The following is a 15,406-nucleotide window of genomic DNA, read 5'->3' as shown; positions in this document are numbered from 1 at the left end:
AATAAAGTATAGTTAGTTCTTTAAAACAGACAAGAAAAGACAGAAAAATACAAAATTAACCATCATATCCTAATTTTTAGGCTCAATTATGAAATGTTTAATGGGCGAAAAAACTTTTGTCAATTAATAAAAAGGAGCATAGTTGAAAGTCGGAACACAAATGCCTTAATAATTTCAAGACTTTGGCCAATGGATAAATCCTGTTCCCACTACCATAAATTTAATGTAAGATATGGAAGTTTGGGGATTAGTTAGCAAGTTGTGGATTAGACATACAGGTGATGTTTATTATTCCTGTAAGAGGGAAATAAACTACTAAATATGCAAATAGAATAAACTAAGAAACCAATTGACATAATAATGTAAAGATGGTAATTTCAATTTAACTATTCGTTATAAAGAACATTTTGTTTGTTATGTTAATTCTATCGAAGAATAAAAATAAAGTAACAAAAAATGTAAAATAATAGATGTTACTATTTGATATATACCTGTCACTTTTAAAAGAAAAAGCCCAATTAATAATTTATAGAAGAAAGGATGATCTTTAATGCCTTTATACCAAATGAGAGAAATATGGACACCTTTAAAATTAGTTGGAGTTAAGTTTTTTAAAACAGAAGAAGGAAGTATTTTTATGAAAGTTTTTAATAAACGTCGAAGAAAGTTAACGTAATGCTTTGTTTTAATATTACTCCCTATTTACCTTGTTGTGATTGATAAAAATTCCTAGATATCTAGTTATTATTTGAAGAATATTGTAGAATGATGGCGGAAATTAACGAAAAGTATTTTAATTAATGGACAGGATTTTAAGTATAATTAACATGAATATAGTATTAAATACTTAGTGAAAAAATTCATGGGCTATTACGATTTCTTAAAAAGAAAGAATGAAAAAATTGACTCCATGAACCAAAATAGGAAGATCATAATGTGAAATATTCTTGAAAAAGGCAAACCTATTGAAAAGTAGGGACGCAAAATTACAGGTCTAAGGCTACATGCTAAGACGGCTGTGTTACCACAAGCTGGGTGGGGTTTATCATGGAAGCTAACAACGAACTGGAAGAATGGGTTTATTTAATGTTAGAGGCTAAAAATCTAGGATTATCTATTGAAGATGTGCGGGAGTTCATCAAGGAAAATGAACTGGAAAAAACAAATCAGGGATAAAAATTACGTTAGGGAAGGCTGTTATACAGTCTTCTTTTTTTATTTTCATTAACGTAAAAGGTATCCAGAATAAATAACATGGCTATGATAATAAAAATGCAACCTTATTGAGGGGGATTTTTATTATGGATGTACCTATTGCCTTTTTGAAGGGATTAATGTGGGGAACTGTATTTAGTGTACCGTTATGGTTGGCATTTTTAGGTTGGATAAAAATAATAATGAATTTTATAAAGTAAGCGCTTAATAAATTTAAATATTAAAATGATACCTAGGCAGGATTTAACAGGATAATCATAGAATTTAGTTATTGTACATAATGCGTTAGTCTTAACCTTCTACACATTTGAGAAATATCGCCTATTAAAAAAGTAGTTAATAATGCCTAAATATTTTTGGTTATATGCCGATATTACATTATAGAGATCAAGCAAAGGGACCTCGCAAAAGGCGATGTCAGATAGCTCCATCAAAATATAAGGAGATTATTTGATGAAAAAAAATAAATTCATTACGTTCGAGGAAGTTTATGAAAAGAAACAGAGAAGCAAGAAAATTTTTATTGGGACTTATATCGCTATTACTTTAGTATTAATTTCATTAATGACTTATTTTATGGGACAAGCATAATATGTATTATCAGAGGGGCCGAGGAATCGGTCCTTTTTTGTTTTCTTATATCCACACGTATTTACCTAAAACTTACTAGTTCATTCCTAAGGGATATTTCAGAAATGTTAAAATTGGGTAAATTTTTGGTTATTAAACTAGTTTATGCTTGCCAATTCCTACTATATATGTGATTATCAAATAAATGAGCTATATTCCTTATATTTGAAAAAAGGATTAGGACAACAGTATGAAATGGTGGCTCAATTATATATTGGAGTGGAAATTTCGAATGGATTTTTTTGATATTTTAAAAGACACTTTTGCCAAGGGTGAGTTTGGACAAGATGTTACTGTAAATGAACTTGTGGAGGAGATTAAGGAGAAATTAAGCGGGATCATTGAACAACCTGATAGTATATGATCCGTAGATACCTTTTCCCCATTTTGCTCGTTTTATGGGCGACCGTCATCTTCTTTTCTTTTATCGATGGAGAAGGCGTCAATGAACCTAAGAAATCATTTCAGATACATATACTTAAGGAGCATGTTTAACAACATGCTTCTTTTTTATGGTTTTCCATTATATATATATATGAAACATAACCTGTGAGGGTGATGAGGGTGAGGAGAATCAGTAAGATTCCAATAGGAGTATTGACGGCTATTCTCGTGGTTTTAGCTGTAGGAGCCTGTATCATTTTTCTTTTTCCCAGCGGATCAAAAAGCGTGGTTGAAGATTTCTATGAGTATGAAAGTAAAGCGGAGTTCGGGAAGTCCTGGGTATTGTTAAGTTCTGAAATGAAGCAGCGGTTTCCGAATCAGGCAGATTATGTGCAAAATCGGTCACATGTATTTTTACAGCATATGGATGTGGAGTCCTTTCAGTATGATGTAGGCCATTCTAAGAAAGTGAAGAACTGGAAGTTGGATAAGAGTGGAAGGCTGCATAAAACGGCCTATGAAATTCCAGTTACACAGGTCTTCAATTCTCGCTATGGAATGTTTACTTTGAAACAAAATTGCTATGCCGTCAAAGAAAAAGGCGAATGGCGTATATTATGGGATTATCAGTTTGAATAGATTCCTCTCCTTTTTCAGGCTCAAGTTCGTTTTATTGAAAAGGGAGAGGCGCTGCTCTCATATAATGCCTAATAGATTTACTTCTCATGAAACATATTTCATTCTTGAACGGTCACTGATGGCTTTCAAAATAAACATTTTGTCCTGTGTGCTTAGCATAGCCCAGCTGCCTGCTTTGATTTTCATACAAATACACTCCTTTTGTTTTAGGATTATTTATTATAGGTGATGAATGACGGATGATGGAATTTCTGGGTCCAGAGAATAATAGTGTCAAGTGATTTATAGGGGCAAGGGGAAGATGGATTGTCAGCTCATATTAGATTATACCGTCTTTTAATGCCTAATAAACAACAAAAATTCCAACAAATCTCTACAATTGGTGTTCGTTTTTTGTCAGAATATTGGACGGGGAAAATGAAAAAGCTGTCAGGATGCGGGTCCGGACAGCTCTTTCATTTTTTCTTATTTTATGGATAATTGTTCTTTTAATTCGGATTGTACCTTTTCTTTTTCTTCATCCGACACAATATAATAGTAGATTCCGTCGATTTTCGTTCCATTGCCATTTATGGACGACTGGGTAATGCTTTTGCTTGCGTCCCTGTAGTTCTTCTGGATGTCCATCATGTCATCAAACGTCAAATTAGTCTGGATATTATTACCGAGTGCATCGAAGACTTCATTGTATTTCGTCAGGGAGGAAAGGCTTGCGCCTTCCTTGATGACTGCTTCGATGATGGAACGTTGTCTGGATTGACGGCCGAAATCACCACTTGGATCATCATGTCTCATTCTTGAATAGGCAAGAGCTTCTTTACCGTTAAGGGTATGCGTACCTTTTGCAAAATGAATGCCATCTGATGTAAAGTCCAAATCGTTTTGAACGGTCACGCCGCCGACTGCATCAACGATATCCTTAAAGCCTTCCATATTGATCTTCATATAATAGTCGATTGGGATATCCAAGAAGTTTTCAACGGTATCCATGGACATTTTCGCGCCGCCGAAGGCAAATGCATGGTTGATTTTATCCTGTGTCCCATGACCGACGATCTCGGTCCGTGTATCACGCGGAATGCTTAGCATTTTGACCGATTTCTTTTGTGGATTGACTGTTAAGACGATCATAGTATCTGAACGGCCTTTGTCGCCGTCACGTTCATCGACACCAAGCATGAGCATCGAGAATGGCTCTTGATCTGACAGTGCAAGGTCCTTCGTTCGTTTATCGGTGGTACGGTCTATTGGTGTATGCATCGTGTCAACGGTTTTAGTAAGTGAATTCCATACGGAGTAGGCAAAGGCTCCCCCAGCTAGTATAAAAAGTAGGACAATTATCCCGACTACCTTCAGCCATGTCCGTTTCTTTTTCTTCTTTTTTTCATGTCTCATAGTTTACTTCCTTCCTCTTTTTGTAACCACTTCATCTATTATATTTAATTTCATAGTAAAAGAATAGTATATTTTACTATTTTATAATACCTTTGACATATTTTAGTGTAACTGTGTACTATGTAGCTAGAACAATTTTTAAGGGGTTGGAAAAATTGAATTCATTTAAGGGTTTAGTGCTAAAGGAGTGGTTGATTGGGAAATCCACACTTTTGTGGTTGTTGGTTGCGCAAGTTGGATTTGTGATTATTTCTTTTTTAGTATCCAGGTATTGGGAAGTTGCAGGTATTTTTTATATGTCTACATGGGTAATCATGATCTTGCAGCCATTTATTATGTTCTCTTTGATTTTTGGATGTTTGAATTATGATGGGAAGACGCAATTGTGGATTTACAATCCCCAGTCTGCGGCGATGTTGCTTGGAAGTAAATTATTGTCAAGTGTGCTGTTTCAAGTGGTTTCCATTTTATTTGCCAGCTGTTTAGTTTTTGTGGCTTTTAAGGTTCCGACTAGTTATTTTCAGCAAGACTTTCAGGTGGAAAATATAACGGAATTAGGTGGCTTGTTACAGATAGGCGGGGTTTTGACGGCGGTCAGTATTGTCATTGCAGTGCTTATGATGTTTTTATGGGTAGTGTATCATGCACTCGCAAGGATTCAACTTATTAAAAATATTCGTTGGCTGTTTGTGTTTTTTTTGTTTATAGGAATGATTTTGTTGAAAAATTGGGTTGGAAATACAAAGGTATATCAGAAACTGGATGAAATATGGGCTGTACCGGCATTTAGCGGTTCGTCATCGTTTAGCTTATCTAAAACCAATTTGGAGTTTTATTTGGAAGGCGGAGGGAATATTTCGCTTTTGACAAGCGGATTGGATGTTATTGGATTATTGATATTGTTCCTAGCTTCATGTTGGCTCTTGGATCGAAAGATTGAGGTGTAAATGATGTCTGAGGAATTCCATGCATCAAAGCCGATTTATTTACAGGTTGCAGATCGAATTTGTTATTCAATATTACGCGGTGAGATAAAGAGTGGGAATAGGCTGCCATCGGTTCGCGAAATGGCTGTCCAGATGGGCGTCAATCCGAATACAATCCAACGCACTTATACCGAGATTGAGAGGGATGGAATCGTGGAGACGAGAAGGGGGCAGGGTACATTCGTTAAAAGTGATCCTGCGCTGATTGCTTCATTGCGTACTAGGATTCAAACGGAAGTTATTGAGACATTCGTTGAGAACATGAAAGAAATCGGCTTGTCGAAAGAAGAAATGCTTACAGCAGTACAGCAATTTCTGAAGAAGCAGGGGGATGCGGAATGACGGTTGAGCTGTATGATGTATCTAAAAAGTATGGCAGCATTGCTGCCCTTGATGGTGTAACACTCACGTTTGAAGTGGGGAAGATTTATGGGGTGTTAGGGACCAATGGAAGCGGTAAGTCAACATTGCTCAAACTGATTGCCGGTCTCGTCAAACCGGATCAAGGAGAGGTTACGGTCGGTGGGGTGCCGGTAAGCAGGAGGTCGGCTTCACATGTTTCTTATCTGACAGAGCTTGATTTTTTTTATCCTCATTTTACGGCAGGTCAGTATATTGATTTTCATGCCTCTCAGTTTGCTGATTTTAATCGGGATAAGGCAATTGAAATGCTGGCATTCATGAAATTGGATGTACGGAAGAAGGTCCGTACGATGTCGAAAGGTAATCGCGGAAGGCTTAAATTAGTGCTAGCTTTGTCTCGGGAGGCACCTGTCGTGTTATTGGATGAACCATTCTCTGGGTTGGACGTTATGGTCCGGGATTCGATTGTACGGAGCTTGCTGTCTTATATCGATTTTGAAAGGCAAATGGTTATCATGGCGACTCATGAAATCGAGGAAATCGATAAAATCCTTGATGAAGTCATTCTGATTAAGGATGGCGAGATCATCTCTAAGGAGAGTGTCGAGGGTCTTCGAGAATCTAGTGGGAAATCAGTGATCGGTTGGCTAAAGGGACATCATAGCTAATATGAAGGAATAATAAAGTAGCTTCGGAAAAGAGTCCGAGGTTACTTTTTTGTTTGGAATGAGAAAAACTATGAATCTAATGAATTGAACCAGTCAAAATGGGTGATAAGCAAAGTCCCTCCAAGAAAGAAGGCGCATATATATGATACGGATATCCTTAAAGAATAAATAAGTCTTGGAGGCTAAGCACAAATGGAATTTTTAACGGAAAGTTCCTCATACGAAAGCGATTCAACGGAAAGTTCCTCATACGAGAGCGATTCAGAGGAAAGCTCATCGTACGAGAGCGATTCAACGGAAAGCTCATCATACGAAAGTGATTCAACGGAAAGTTCATCATACGAAAGTGATTCAGCGGAAAGCTCATCGTACGAGAGTGATTCAGCGGAAAGCTCATCGTACGAGAGTGTGCTCATCAGACGAGGGTGAGTTAACGGAAAGCCAATCAGATGATGAAAGTAGTTCAACTGAAAGCTAATCAGATTTAACAACTAGTTAAATTAGAACGGAGATTTACTTAAAAATGGGTGATAAGCAAAGTCCCTATTAGAAAGTAGGAACATATATATGCAGTACGGATATCCCTAGAGGATAAATAAATTTTGGAGGTTAAAGAATAAATGGAATATACAACGGAAAGTTCCTCGTATGAGAGTGATTCAACGGAAAGCTCATCGTACGAGAGTGATTCAACGGAAAGCTCATCGTACGAAAGTGATTCAACGGAAAGTTCATCAGATGAAAGCAGCTCAACGGAAAGCTCATCAGATGAAAGCAGCTCAACGGAAAGTTCATCAGATGAAAGCAGTTCAACGGAAAGCTCATCAGATGAAAGCAGCTCAACGGAAAGTTCTTCAGATGAAAGCAGTTCAACTGAAATCCTTTCCGAGGCTGCAGAAGAAACTGAAAATTCAGCTGAGGGTGAGGGAAATGGCACTCCTCGCCGTGTGAACGTATTTAAGAAAATGTGGCTGGATAATATGATTAAAGCATCGAAGGGTATCTATAAAGACGAAGATTGACCATACAGGTACAGCAACCAAAGAGTTGTTGTGCCTTCTTTTGTAAAAGGACATGCCGCTAGACTCATAATTGACGCTAGGATTGTAATCCATTTACTAGATACGAGAAAAATTGGCCAAGCAAGGCAATTCAAAGGGAATTTAGTTTTAAGCGGTTTCTTAAGAAAGGACCTAGCCAGGGTGTTTGGCTGACAATTGTACATATTGCCTAGGGATGATTAAAACACAATGGCTTACTGGTGGTTTTTTGCGGGATAATGGTCAATATATTGAACTGGATCTCTTTGGGAAATTCATGCAGTAGGGATTTTAATAGAAATAAGTTTAAGTGGAATGTGGCTGTACACTTTTCTGTTTACAAACCAAAAAACTGGTCCGTGCTCAATTTAGTTTGCGTCCGTTAGATTAGTGGGATGATCAGTGCGGTGAAAGATGGCATCATTGAGATGATGAATGAACAATGGGGAGGCAGTTTTGTCAACATGAGGCATGTTGAAAGTTTTCAATAAAAAAACTCCGGATTTGAAGTGATCCGGAGTTATTTCTTTTTCTCGATATTTTCATAGACCGAGGCAAGTGCTTGTTCAAATTTCCCGCTCTTTTTCGGTTTGTAATATTTTTTGCTGCGCAGTTTGTCCGGTAAGTATTGCTGCTTCACCCAGCCATTTTCGTAGTCATGCGGATAAAGGTAGTCGATGCCGCGGCCGAGTTCTGTGGCCCCTTTGTAATGGGCATCCTTAAGATGATCTGGTACATCGCCGCTATGGCCGCTGCGAATGTCTGATAGAGCTGCATCGATTGCGACAATGGCCGTGTTCGATTTGGGTGATAGGCATAATTCGATCACTGAGTTGGCAAGTGGAATCCGGGCTTCAGGAAAACCGAGTCGTTCAGCGGCTTCGACTGCAGCGAGGGCCCTGGGGCCAGCCTGGGGGTTGGCAAGAGCTATGTCTTCGTAAGCGATGACTACCAAACGGCGGGCGATGCTTACAAGATCGCCGGCTTCGACTAAGCGACCCAAATAATGAAGGGCGGCATTCACATCACTGCCGCGAATTGATTTTTGGAAAGCGGACAGGACATCATAATGGGCATCTCCATCCTTGTCATGCGAGAAGCTTTTTTTCTGCATGCATTCCTCGGCAATTTGCAGATCTATATGAATGGTTCCGGACTCATAGGGTTCTGTGGAAATGACGGCGAGCTCAAGTGCGTTAAGGGCACTGCGGACATCTCCATTCGAAGCAGTCGCGAAATGGGTAAGGGCATCAAAGCTAACCTCGGTTTCATATGCACCAAGTCCCCGCTCTTCATCATGAAGTGCCCGTTCCAGCGCTTTGGTTATATCCTCGGTTACCAATGATTTGAGCTCGAAAATCTGGCACCGGCTTCTGATGGCCGGATTGATGGCGTGATAGGGATTGCTGGTCGTTGCACCGATCAGGGTGATCATTCCGTTTTCAAGATAAGGCAATAGGAAATCCTGCTTCGCCTTATCGAGCCGATGAACCTCATCAAGCAGCAAAATCACTTTACCGGACATTTTTGCTTCGGCTGCCACGATTTCCATATCCTTTTTATTATTGGTCACTGCGTTCAGCGTCCGGAACGCAAACTTCGTGCTTCCGGCAATCGCACTTGCGATTGATGTCTTGCCAATTCCCGGGGGACCATACAGGATCATGGAAGAAAGCTGCTTGGCTTTGACCATCCTTGCGATAATTTTTCCTTCACCGACCAGATGCTCCTGCCCGATGATTTCATCAATCGATCGAGGCCGCATCCGGAAAGCAAGCGGTTTAATATTCATTGCGCACCTCTCCTTTTTATATAAGGTATCACAACTGATGGGGGAAATGCGCTGATTATGCTATAAAAAGAGGGGGATTCCTATTATGGTGGTCTCGAATAATTCGATCTGCCCCTCGAGCGGTTTACATTTCATTCTTTATTTCCACTTATCCTACCTCTCCAATTAGGATAATTTGACAAAGGAAGGGCGGGTGAATGCATTTCCGGCGCGAATATGCTATAATTTCAAAAGAATTTAGAAACGGATAAATAATTTGGGGTGTATATGTATGAAGATATCTACTAAAGGCCGTTATGGTTTGACGATCATGATCGAGCTTGCTAAACATTATGGAGAAGGCCCGAAGAGTTTGAAATCGATTGCCCAGACGCATAATTTGTCGGAGCATTATTTGGAGCAGTTGATTGCTCCGCTTCGCAATGCGGGGTTGGTGAAGAGTGTCCGCGGTGCGTATGGCGGGTATGTCCTGTCCAAAGATCCTCAGGAGATTACTTCAGGTGATGTCATTCGTGTATTGGAAGGGCCGATTACGCCTGTTGAGGGAATCGAGGATGAAGAGCCGGTGAAGCGTCAGCTTTGGATCAGGATTCGCGATGCCGTGAAGGATGTATTGGATAATACGACGCTTATGGATTTGGCGAGCTACAAGGATACGGGTGAAATCGATTCTTATATGTACTATATTTAATTGATCAGCAATGCGCCTATTATGTAGGCGCTTGCGTTTTTTAATGGAGGCGACAAAAAAGTGGACAGAATATATTTAGATCATGCTGCGACTTCACCGATGCATCCGAATGTGATCGATACGATGATGAGGGTCATGAGCAATGATTTCGGAAATCCGTCGAGCATTCATGCTTTCGGACGGGAGGCGCGGCATGTTTTGGATGAGGCGCGTTCGAGTGTTGCAGCGAGCATCGGTGCCGGGCGGAATGAAATCATTTTCACGAGCGGCGGAACCGAGGCTGACAACACGGCGATCATTGGTGTTGCGAATGCTTACAAAGAACAAGGGAAGCACATCATTACGACGGAGATTGAGCATCATGCGGTCTTGCATACTTGCCAATACCTTGAGAAGTCTGGCTTTGAGGTCACATATTTACCTGTGAATGAGGCGGGGCTTATTTCAATTGCCGATTTAAAGGCGGCATTGAGGGACGACACGATTTTGGTTTCGGTCATGTTCGGCAATAATGAGGTGGGTACGATCCAGCCGATTGCTGAAATAGGGCAGGTGCTCAAGGGTCACCAAGCCATTTTCCATACGGATGCGGTTCAGGCATATGGTTTGATCTCTATCGATGTTCGTGAGCTGGGTGTGGATTTGCTGAGTGTATCCGCGCATAAAATCAACGGTCCCAAGGGAATCGGCTTTCTTTATATTCGTGAAGGGTTGAAGCTGAATCCGCATTTATATGGCGGGGAACAAGAACGCAAGCGCCGTGCTGGTACGGAGAGTGTGCCGGCAATTGCCGGTTTTTCAGAAGCTGTTTCAATTGCACAGAGCACGATGGAAAAGAAAAAGGAGCAATACAAGCGATTCAAAGACGTATTGCTTGCCGTCTTTGATGAGGCGGATGTACAATATGAAATTAACGGATCCATGGAACAGTCGCTGCCGCATTTGCTGAATGTTAGTTTTCCTGGTACGAATGTGGAATCGATGCTCGTCAATATGGACTTGGCAGGTGTTGCTGTATCGAGCGGATCCGCTTGTACTGCCGGGTCAATCGATCCGTCGCATGTGCTTGTGGCGATGTTCGGGAAAGATTCGGAGCGGACGAAGAATTCGATCCGTTTCAGCTTCGGTCTGAACAACACGGAAGAGGAAGTAAGGCAGGCGGCAGAAACCACCGTTAAAATCGTTAATAGATTAGTGAGAAGATAATTCTTACTTTAAATAAATGAGGTGACAGAATGAGAAAAGCACCACAGGACACCCGCGTCGTCGTGGGTATGTCAGGAGGCGTGGATTCTTCTGTGTCAGCCCTGCTATTGAAGAATCAAGGCTATGATGTGGTCGGGATTTTCATGAAGAACTGGGATGATACAGATGAAAACGGAGTCTGTACGGCAACGGAAGACTACAATGATGTAATTGCCGTTTGTAATCAAATCGGCATCCCATATTATGCGGTCAATTTCGAGAAGCAGTATTGGGATAAAGTTTTCACTTATTTCCTGGATGAGTATAAAGCGGGCCGTACCCCGAATCCGGATGTAATGTGCAATAAGGAAATCAAGTTCAAGGCTTTTCTTGAACATGCGGTAAGCCTTGGTGCCGACTATGTGGCTACAGGTCATTACGCACAGGTTGAATACCGGGATGGCGAATACAAAATGCTGCGCGGTATCGATAATAATAAAGATCAAACGTACTTCTTGAACCAGCTTACTCAAGAACAGTTGGAAAAAGTCATGTTTCCGCTTGGACACATTGATAAGAAGGAAGTTCGTGAAATTGCGAAAGAAGCGGGTCTTGCCACAGCAACGAAAAAAGATTCTACAGGAATTTGTTTTATCGGTGAACGCAATTTCAAAGAGTTTTTAAGCAATTACCTCCCAGCTCAGCCGGGTGATATGGTCACGATGGAGGGCAAGGTTATGGGCAAGCATGACGGATTGATGTATTACACGATCGGTCAGCGTCACGGTCTGGGAATTGGCGGCAGCGGCGATCCTTGGTTTGTTGCGGGAAAAGACTTGAAGCGCAATGTACTGTATGTGTGTCAAGGATTTGATAATGATGTGCTGTATTCCAATTCCCTTCGTGCCGTGAATGTCAGCTGGGTAGCGGAACATGCGCCTGCCGATGAATTCACATGCACGGCAAAATTCAGGTACCGTCAGGACGATAGCGGTGTTAAGGTGAAGGTCTTGGACAATGGTGATGTCGAAGTCATCTTTGACGAGCCAGTCCGTGCGATCACACCTGGACAAGCAGTCGTCTTCTATGATGGTGAAGTGTGCCTTGGCGGCGGTACGATTGATGAAGTATTTAAAAAAGGTGAAAAACTGACTTACGTAGGGTAAAATAATCATGTCCCCAGCTGTGTTTGCGGTTGGGGACTTCTTTTGGATTGCGGGTGACCGCCTGAATTCGACCACTGGCTTATGCTATACTTTTTAATATAAAAATGGAGTGTGAATGGATATGGATAAGAATCAACAAGGTATTGAATTTATGCAGCAAGGGAAATACGAAGAAGCGGCGAAAATTTTTAATGAGGCGATTGAGGAAAACCCGAATGAGCCTGTTGCTTACATAAACTTTGGGAATGTATTGACTGCCGTGGGTGAAACGGATAAAGCGGTCAAGTTTTACAAAAAGGCGATCGAGCTGGATGAAAATGCAGCAGCGGCGTACTATTCATTAGGAAACTTATATTATGAATCCGATTCTAAATTGGTCGAAGCGAAGGATATGTTTGAAAAGGCCATCCGTCTGGGACTGGATAACAGCGATGCTTACTTCATGCTTGGATTGACATTGATGGCATTGGATCAACCGAAATTGGCGATGCCTTATCTGCAGAGAACGGTGGAGCTGAGCCCTGAGGATGTTGATGCAAGATTCCAATATGCGTTATGTCTTGCTAATGCGGAATTGTATGATGAATTGATCGATCAGCTGAATAAAGTTGTGGAACAGGATCCGGGCCATGCGGATGCTTATTATAATTTAGGTGTTGCGTTTGCAGGGTATCGTGAGGATGCGAAAGCCGCGATGGTTTATTTTGATAAGGCTTTGGAAGCACAGCCTGACCATATGCTTGCTGCGCACGGTAAGAAACTGATGGAAGAAATGAATGCTGAGTAAATAAAAAGCATATGCATGGAAAGGTGGGGAGAAGAGTTGAGCCAGCAAGATTCGTTGGATTTGTTTTCAGAAGAGAAAAAGTTCATGAAAGGCAGTCATTTAGTGACGATCTTTCATAATGAAGAAAATATGTACTCGGTTGTAAGAATTCGTGTGCATGAAACGAATCTGAATTATGAAGAGAAGGAAGCGGTCGTAACCGGTTACTTTCCAAAGATGCATGAGGATGAGATCTATATTTTTTATGGGGCCATGAAGGAACATCCGCGTTTTGGCCTTCAATTCCATGTAGAGCATTTTCGCAAGGATCTGCCTCAATCCAAGGAAGGAATCGTCAGTTATTTATCAGGTGACCTTTTCAAGGGCATTGGGAAAAAAACAGCCGAAAGCATTGTTGAGACACTGGGTGAAAAGGCCATTTCAAAAATTCTGGCTCAGCCTTCGCTGCTTGATGATATCCCGAAGCTATCAGGGGAAAAGGCAAAAGGCCTCTATGATACATTAGTCGAGCATCAAGGTCTGGAGCAGGTGATGATCGCCTTGAATCAATATGGCTTCGGTCCGCAGCTGTCGATGAAAATCTATCAAATGTATAAGCAGGATACGATCACGATGGTTCAGGGTAATCCGTATAAGCTCGTAGAGGATATTGAAGGGATTGGGTTTGGACGGGCGGATGAGCTTGGGCATCAGCTGGGCATTTCCGGCAGCCACCCCGACCGAATCAAGGCTGCGTGCTTGTATACGCTTGAATCCCAATGCCTCCAGGACGGAAATATCTACATAGAAGCCGAGCAGCTCTTGGAAGCGGTCAAACGGCTGCTGGAGGAAAATAAACGGGATCGCATTGAGTTCACCAACATTTCCTCGGAAATAATCGAATTGACGGAAGAGGGGAAAATCGTTGTCGAGGATCAACGAATTTATCCGCCTTCGCTATTTTATTCGGAAAAGGGAATCGTGATGAACATCAAGCGGCTGCTTGCTCAAACCGAGTATGAGGACCAGTTCCCTGAATCGGAGTTCTTGCTGGCACTTGGGGAGCTGGAAGAGCGGCTGGATGTTTCCTATGCCCCGGCCCAAAAGGAAGCGATCCAGACAGCCTTGCAATCGCCGATGTTAATCTTGACTGGGGGACCGGGTACCGGTAAGACGACAGTCATCAAAGGCATCGTTGAGCTATATGCAGAGCTGCATGGTGTATCCATGGACATTAACGATTATAAAAAAGAAGGAAGCGATCCCTTTCCATTCGTACTTGCGGCTCCTACTGGCCGTGCAGCGAAACGCATGGCCGAGTCGACGGGGCTCCCCGCAGTCACGATCCATCGTTTGCTGGGGTGGAACGGAAGTGAAGGCTTTTCCCATGATGAGGATAATCAGCTGGATGGCCGTATCGTGATCATCGATGAGGTTTCGATGGTGGATACGTGGCTTGCTAATCAATTGTTTAAAGCTCTGCCGGAAAATGTCCAAGTGATATTGGTTGGTGATGAAGATCAGCTGCCATCTGTTGGCCCTGGGCAGGTTTTAAAGGATTTGCTTGCATCGAATTGTGTACCGACTGTCAGTCTCGAACATATATATCGTCAAGCTGATGGCTCATCGATCATTGAATTGGCCCATGAAATCAAAAAAGGAAGGCTTCCGGATGATGTCACGAAACAGCAGGAAGATCGATCGTTCATTCGCTGCCAAACGAATCAAATCCCCCAAGTGATCGAGAAAGTGGTTGCCAATGCGAGGACGAAAGGCTTCACGGCCAAAGATATACAGGTGCTGGCCCCCATGTATAGAGGGCCTGCCGGAATTGATGCACTGAATAAAATGCTTCAGGAAGTGTTCAATAGCAATGCGAATGAAAAGCGGCGGGAAATAAAATTCGGCGATGTGATATATAGAACCGGAGATAAGGTGCTTCAACTGGTGAACCAGCCAGAAGAGGGTGTCTTTAATGGCGATATGGGGGAAATCGTATCCATATTGTTCGCTAAAGAAAATACCGATTCTGTCGATAAAGTGATCATATCGTTCGAAGGCATCGAAGTGACTTACACGAAGCAGGATTTGAACCAGATTACACATGCCTATTGCTGCTCCATCCATAAGTCGCAGGGAAGCGAATTCCCCATCGTCATTTTACCTGTAGTGAAAAGTTATTACCGGATGCTCCGCCGTAATTTATTGTATACGGCGATTACCCGCAGTAAAAATTTCTTGATCCTATGTGGTGAAGAAGATGCATTCCGTTTAGGGATCGAACGTAATGATGAGATGCGCCGGAAAACGACTTTGCGTGAAAAGCTGCGGGAGATCTTGAGTGAAGAAGAAATGCCGGTCGAAAAGGGAGAGGTACATCAAGAGGCAAGTTATCTTGATATTCTTATGCATGCTGACCCGATGATCGGGATGGAGAATGTCACGCCATATGATTTTATGTAGGTTCTTTTTGATTGATTTTGTTT

Annotated in this window: 16 protein-coding genes and 1 riboswitch; of the genes, 13 read left to right on the top strand and 3 right to left on the bottom strand. The window is 41.7% G+C overall.

The genetic code is table 11. The annotated features are described in order from the left end of the window. The first annotated feature begins 945 nt into the window (after positions 1-945). A riboswitch (cyclic di-GMP riboswitch) is annotated at positions 946-1,029 on the top strand. Positions 1,030-1,047: 18 nt separating this feature from the next. The 4 genes from AC0VX1_RS17980 (at position 1,048) to AC0VX1_RS17965 (ending at position 2,868) form a co-directional block, all read left to right on the top strand. Then, the gene (locus AC0VX1_RS17980; RefSeq protein ID WP_475468188.1) at positions 1,048-1,176 is read left to right on the top strand and encodes an anti-repressor SinI family protein; all 129 of its coding nucleotides are present in this window, start codon (positions 1,048-1,050) and stop codon (positions 1,174-1,176) included. Positions 1,177-1,668: 492 nt separating this feature from the next. Beyond that, positions 1,669-1,806: a hypothetical protein gene (locus AC0VX1_RS17975; RefSeq protein ID WP_258249673.1), complete on the top strand. Its 138-nt coding sequence runs from the start codon at positions 1,669-1,671 to the stop codon at positions 1,804-1,806. Between the two features lie 271 nt (positions 1,807-2,077). Then, positions 2,078-2,209 (top strand): YwzD family small protein, encoded by a 132-nt coding sequence (locus AC0VX1_RS17970; RefSeq protein ID WP_258249672.1) that lies wholly within the window; start codon positions 2,078-2,080, stop codon positions 2,207-2,209. A gap of 200 nt (positions 2,210-2,409) precedes the next feature. After that, positions 2,410-2,868, top strand: a complete 459-nt coding sequence (locus tag AC0VX1_RS17965) for a hypothetical protein (protein WP_475468185.1) — start codon at positions 2,410-2,412, stop codon at positions 2,866-2,868. Positions 2,869-3,333: 465 nt separating this feature from the next. Here the strand turns inward: AC0VX1_RS17965 and tagU are convergent, their stop codons facing one another. Continuing rightward, on the bottom strand, positions 3,334-4,263 hold the full coding sequence (gene tagU, locus AC0VX1_RS17960; RefSeq protein ID WP_309518706.1) for a polyisoprenyl-teichoic acid--peptidoglycan teichoic acid transferase TagU: 930 nt from the start codon (positions 4,261-4,263) through the stop codon (positions 3,334-3,336). Positions 4,264-4,418: 155 nt separating this feature from the next. Between tagU and AC0VX1_RS17955 the strand changes: the two genes are divergently transcribed. From AC0VX1_RS17955 to AC0VX1_RS17945, 3 genes are read left to right on the top strand one after another with little or no spacing between them, the layout of a single operon-like run. Continuing rightward, positions 4,419-5,210: a hypothetical protein gene (locus AC0VX1_RS17955; RefSeq protein WP_475468183.1), complete on the top strand. Its 792-nt coding sequence runs from the start codon at positions 4,419-4,421 to the stop codon at positions 5,208-5,210. A 3-nt stretch (positions 5,211-5,213) separates the two neighbouring features. Beyond that, on the top strand, positions 5,214-5,591 hold the full coding sequence (locus AC0VX1_RS17950; protein ID WP_034311366.1) for a GntR family transcriptional regulator: 378 nt from the start codon (positions 5,214-5,216) through the stop codon (positions 5,589-5,591). After that, a complete protein-coding gene (locus AC0VX1_RS17945) occupies positions 5,588-6,280 on the top strand; it encodes an ABC transporter ATP-binding protein (RefSeq protein ID WP_475468181.1) in 693 nt (230 codons plus the stop codon). Before AC0VX1_RS17950 ends, AC0VX1_RS17945 begins: the two co-directional genes overlap by 4 nt. Before the next feature lie 182 nt (positions 6,281-6,462). Here AC0VX1_RS17945 and AC0VX1_RS17940 read toward each other — a convergent pair whose 3' ends face one another. Continuing rightward, entirely contained in the window at positions 6,463-6,747 is a 285-nt protein-coding gene (locus AC0VX1_RS17940) for a hypothetical protein (protein WP_475468179.1), read from the bottom strand. Positions 6,748-6,900: 153 nt separating this feature from the next. Between AC0VX1_RS17940 and AC0VX1_RS17935 the strand changes: the two genes are divergently transcribed. After that, positions 6,901-7,302, top strand: a complete 402-nt coding sequence (locus tag AC0VX1_RS17935; RefSeq protein WP_475468177.1) for a hypothetical protein — start codon at positions 6,901-6,903, stop codon at positions 7,300-7,302. Positions 7,303-7,840: 538 nt separating this feature from the next. Here AC0VX1_RS17935 and AC0VX1_RS17930 read toward each other — a convergent pair. After that, entirely contained in the window at positions 7,841-9,112 is a 1,272-nt protein-coding gene (locus AC0VX1_RS17930; protein ID WP_475468175.1) for a replication-associated recombination protein A, read from the bottom strand. Positions 9,113-9,383: 271 nt separating this feature from the next. Between AC0VX1_RS17930 and cymR the strand changes: the two genes are divergently transcribed. From cymR to recD2, 5 genes are all read left to right on the top strand, one after another. Next, on the top strand, positions 9,384-9,803 hold the full coding sequence (gene cymR / locus AC0VX1_RS17925) for a cysteine metabolism transcriptional regulator CymR (RefSeq protein ID WP_034308657.1): 420 nt from the start codon (positions 9,384-9,386) through the stop codon (positions 9,801-9,803). Between the two features lie 60 nt (positions 9,804-9,863). Next, a complete protein-coding gene (locus AC0VX1_RS17920; protein WP_340859881.1) occupies positions 9,864-11,009 on the top strand; it encodes a cysteine desulfurase family protein in 1,146 nt (381 codons plus the stop codon). Positions 11,010-11,038: 29 nt separating this feature from the next. Next, positions 11,039-12,154 carry a tRNA 2-thiouridine(34) synthase MnmA gene (gene mnmA, locus AC0VX1_RS17915; RefSeq protein ID WP_475468172.1) on the top strand — a complete coding sequence of 372 codons (1,116 nt, stop codon included), beginning with the start codon at positions 11,039-11,041 and terminating at the stop codon, positions 12,152-12,154. A 121-nt stretch (positions 12,155-12,275) separates the two neighbouring features. Continuing rightward, the gene (locus AC0VX1_RS17910) at positions 12,276-12,941 is read left to right on the top strand and encodes a tetratricopeptide repeat protein (RefSeq protein WP_475468170.1); all 666 of its coding nucleotides are present in this window, start codon (positions 12,276-12,278) and stop codon (positions 12,939-12,941) included. A 36-nt stretch (positions 12,942-12,977) separates the two neighbouring features. Beyond that, positions 12,978-15,383, top strand: coding sequence for an SF1B family DNA helicase RecD2 (gene recD2 / locus AC0VX1_RS17905; protein ID WP_475468168.1), 2,406 nt, complete (start codon positions 12,978-12,980; stop codon positions 15,381-15,383). Positions 15,384-15,406 lie beyond the last annotated feature (23 nt).

The sequence above is a fragment of the Peribacillus sp. QJM3NY_7 genome (genome assembly GCF_056173225.1).
Note: the sequence above shows the minus strand (reverse complement) of the source record. Positions and strands in the feature narration are given on the sequence as shown.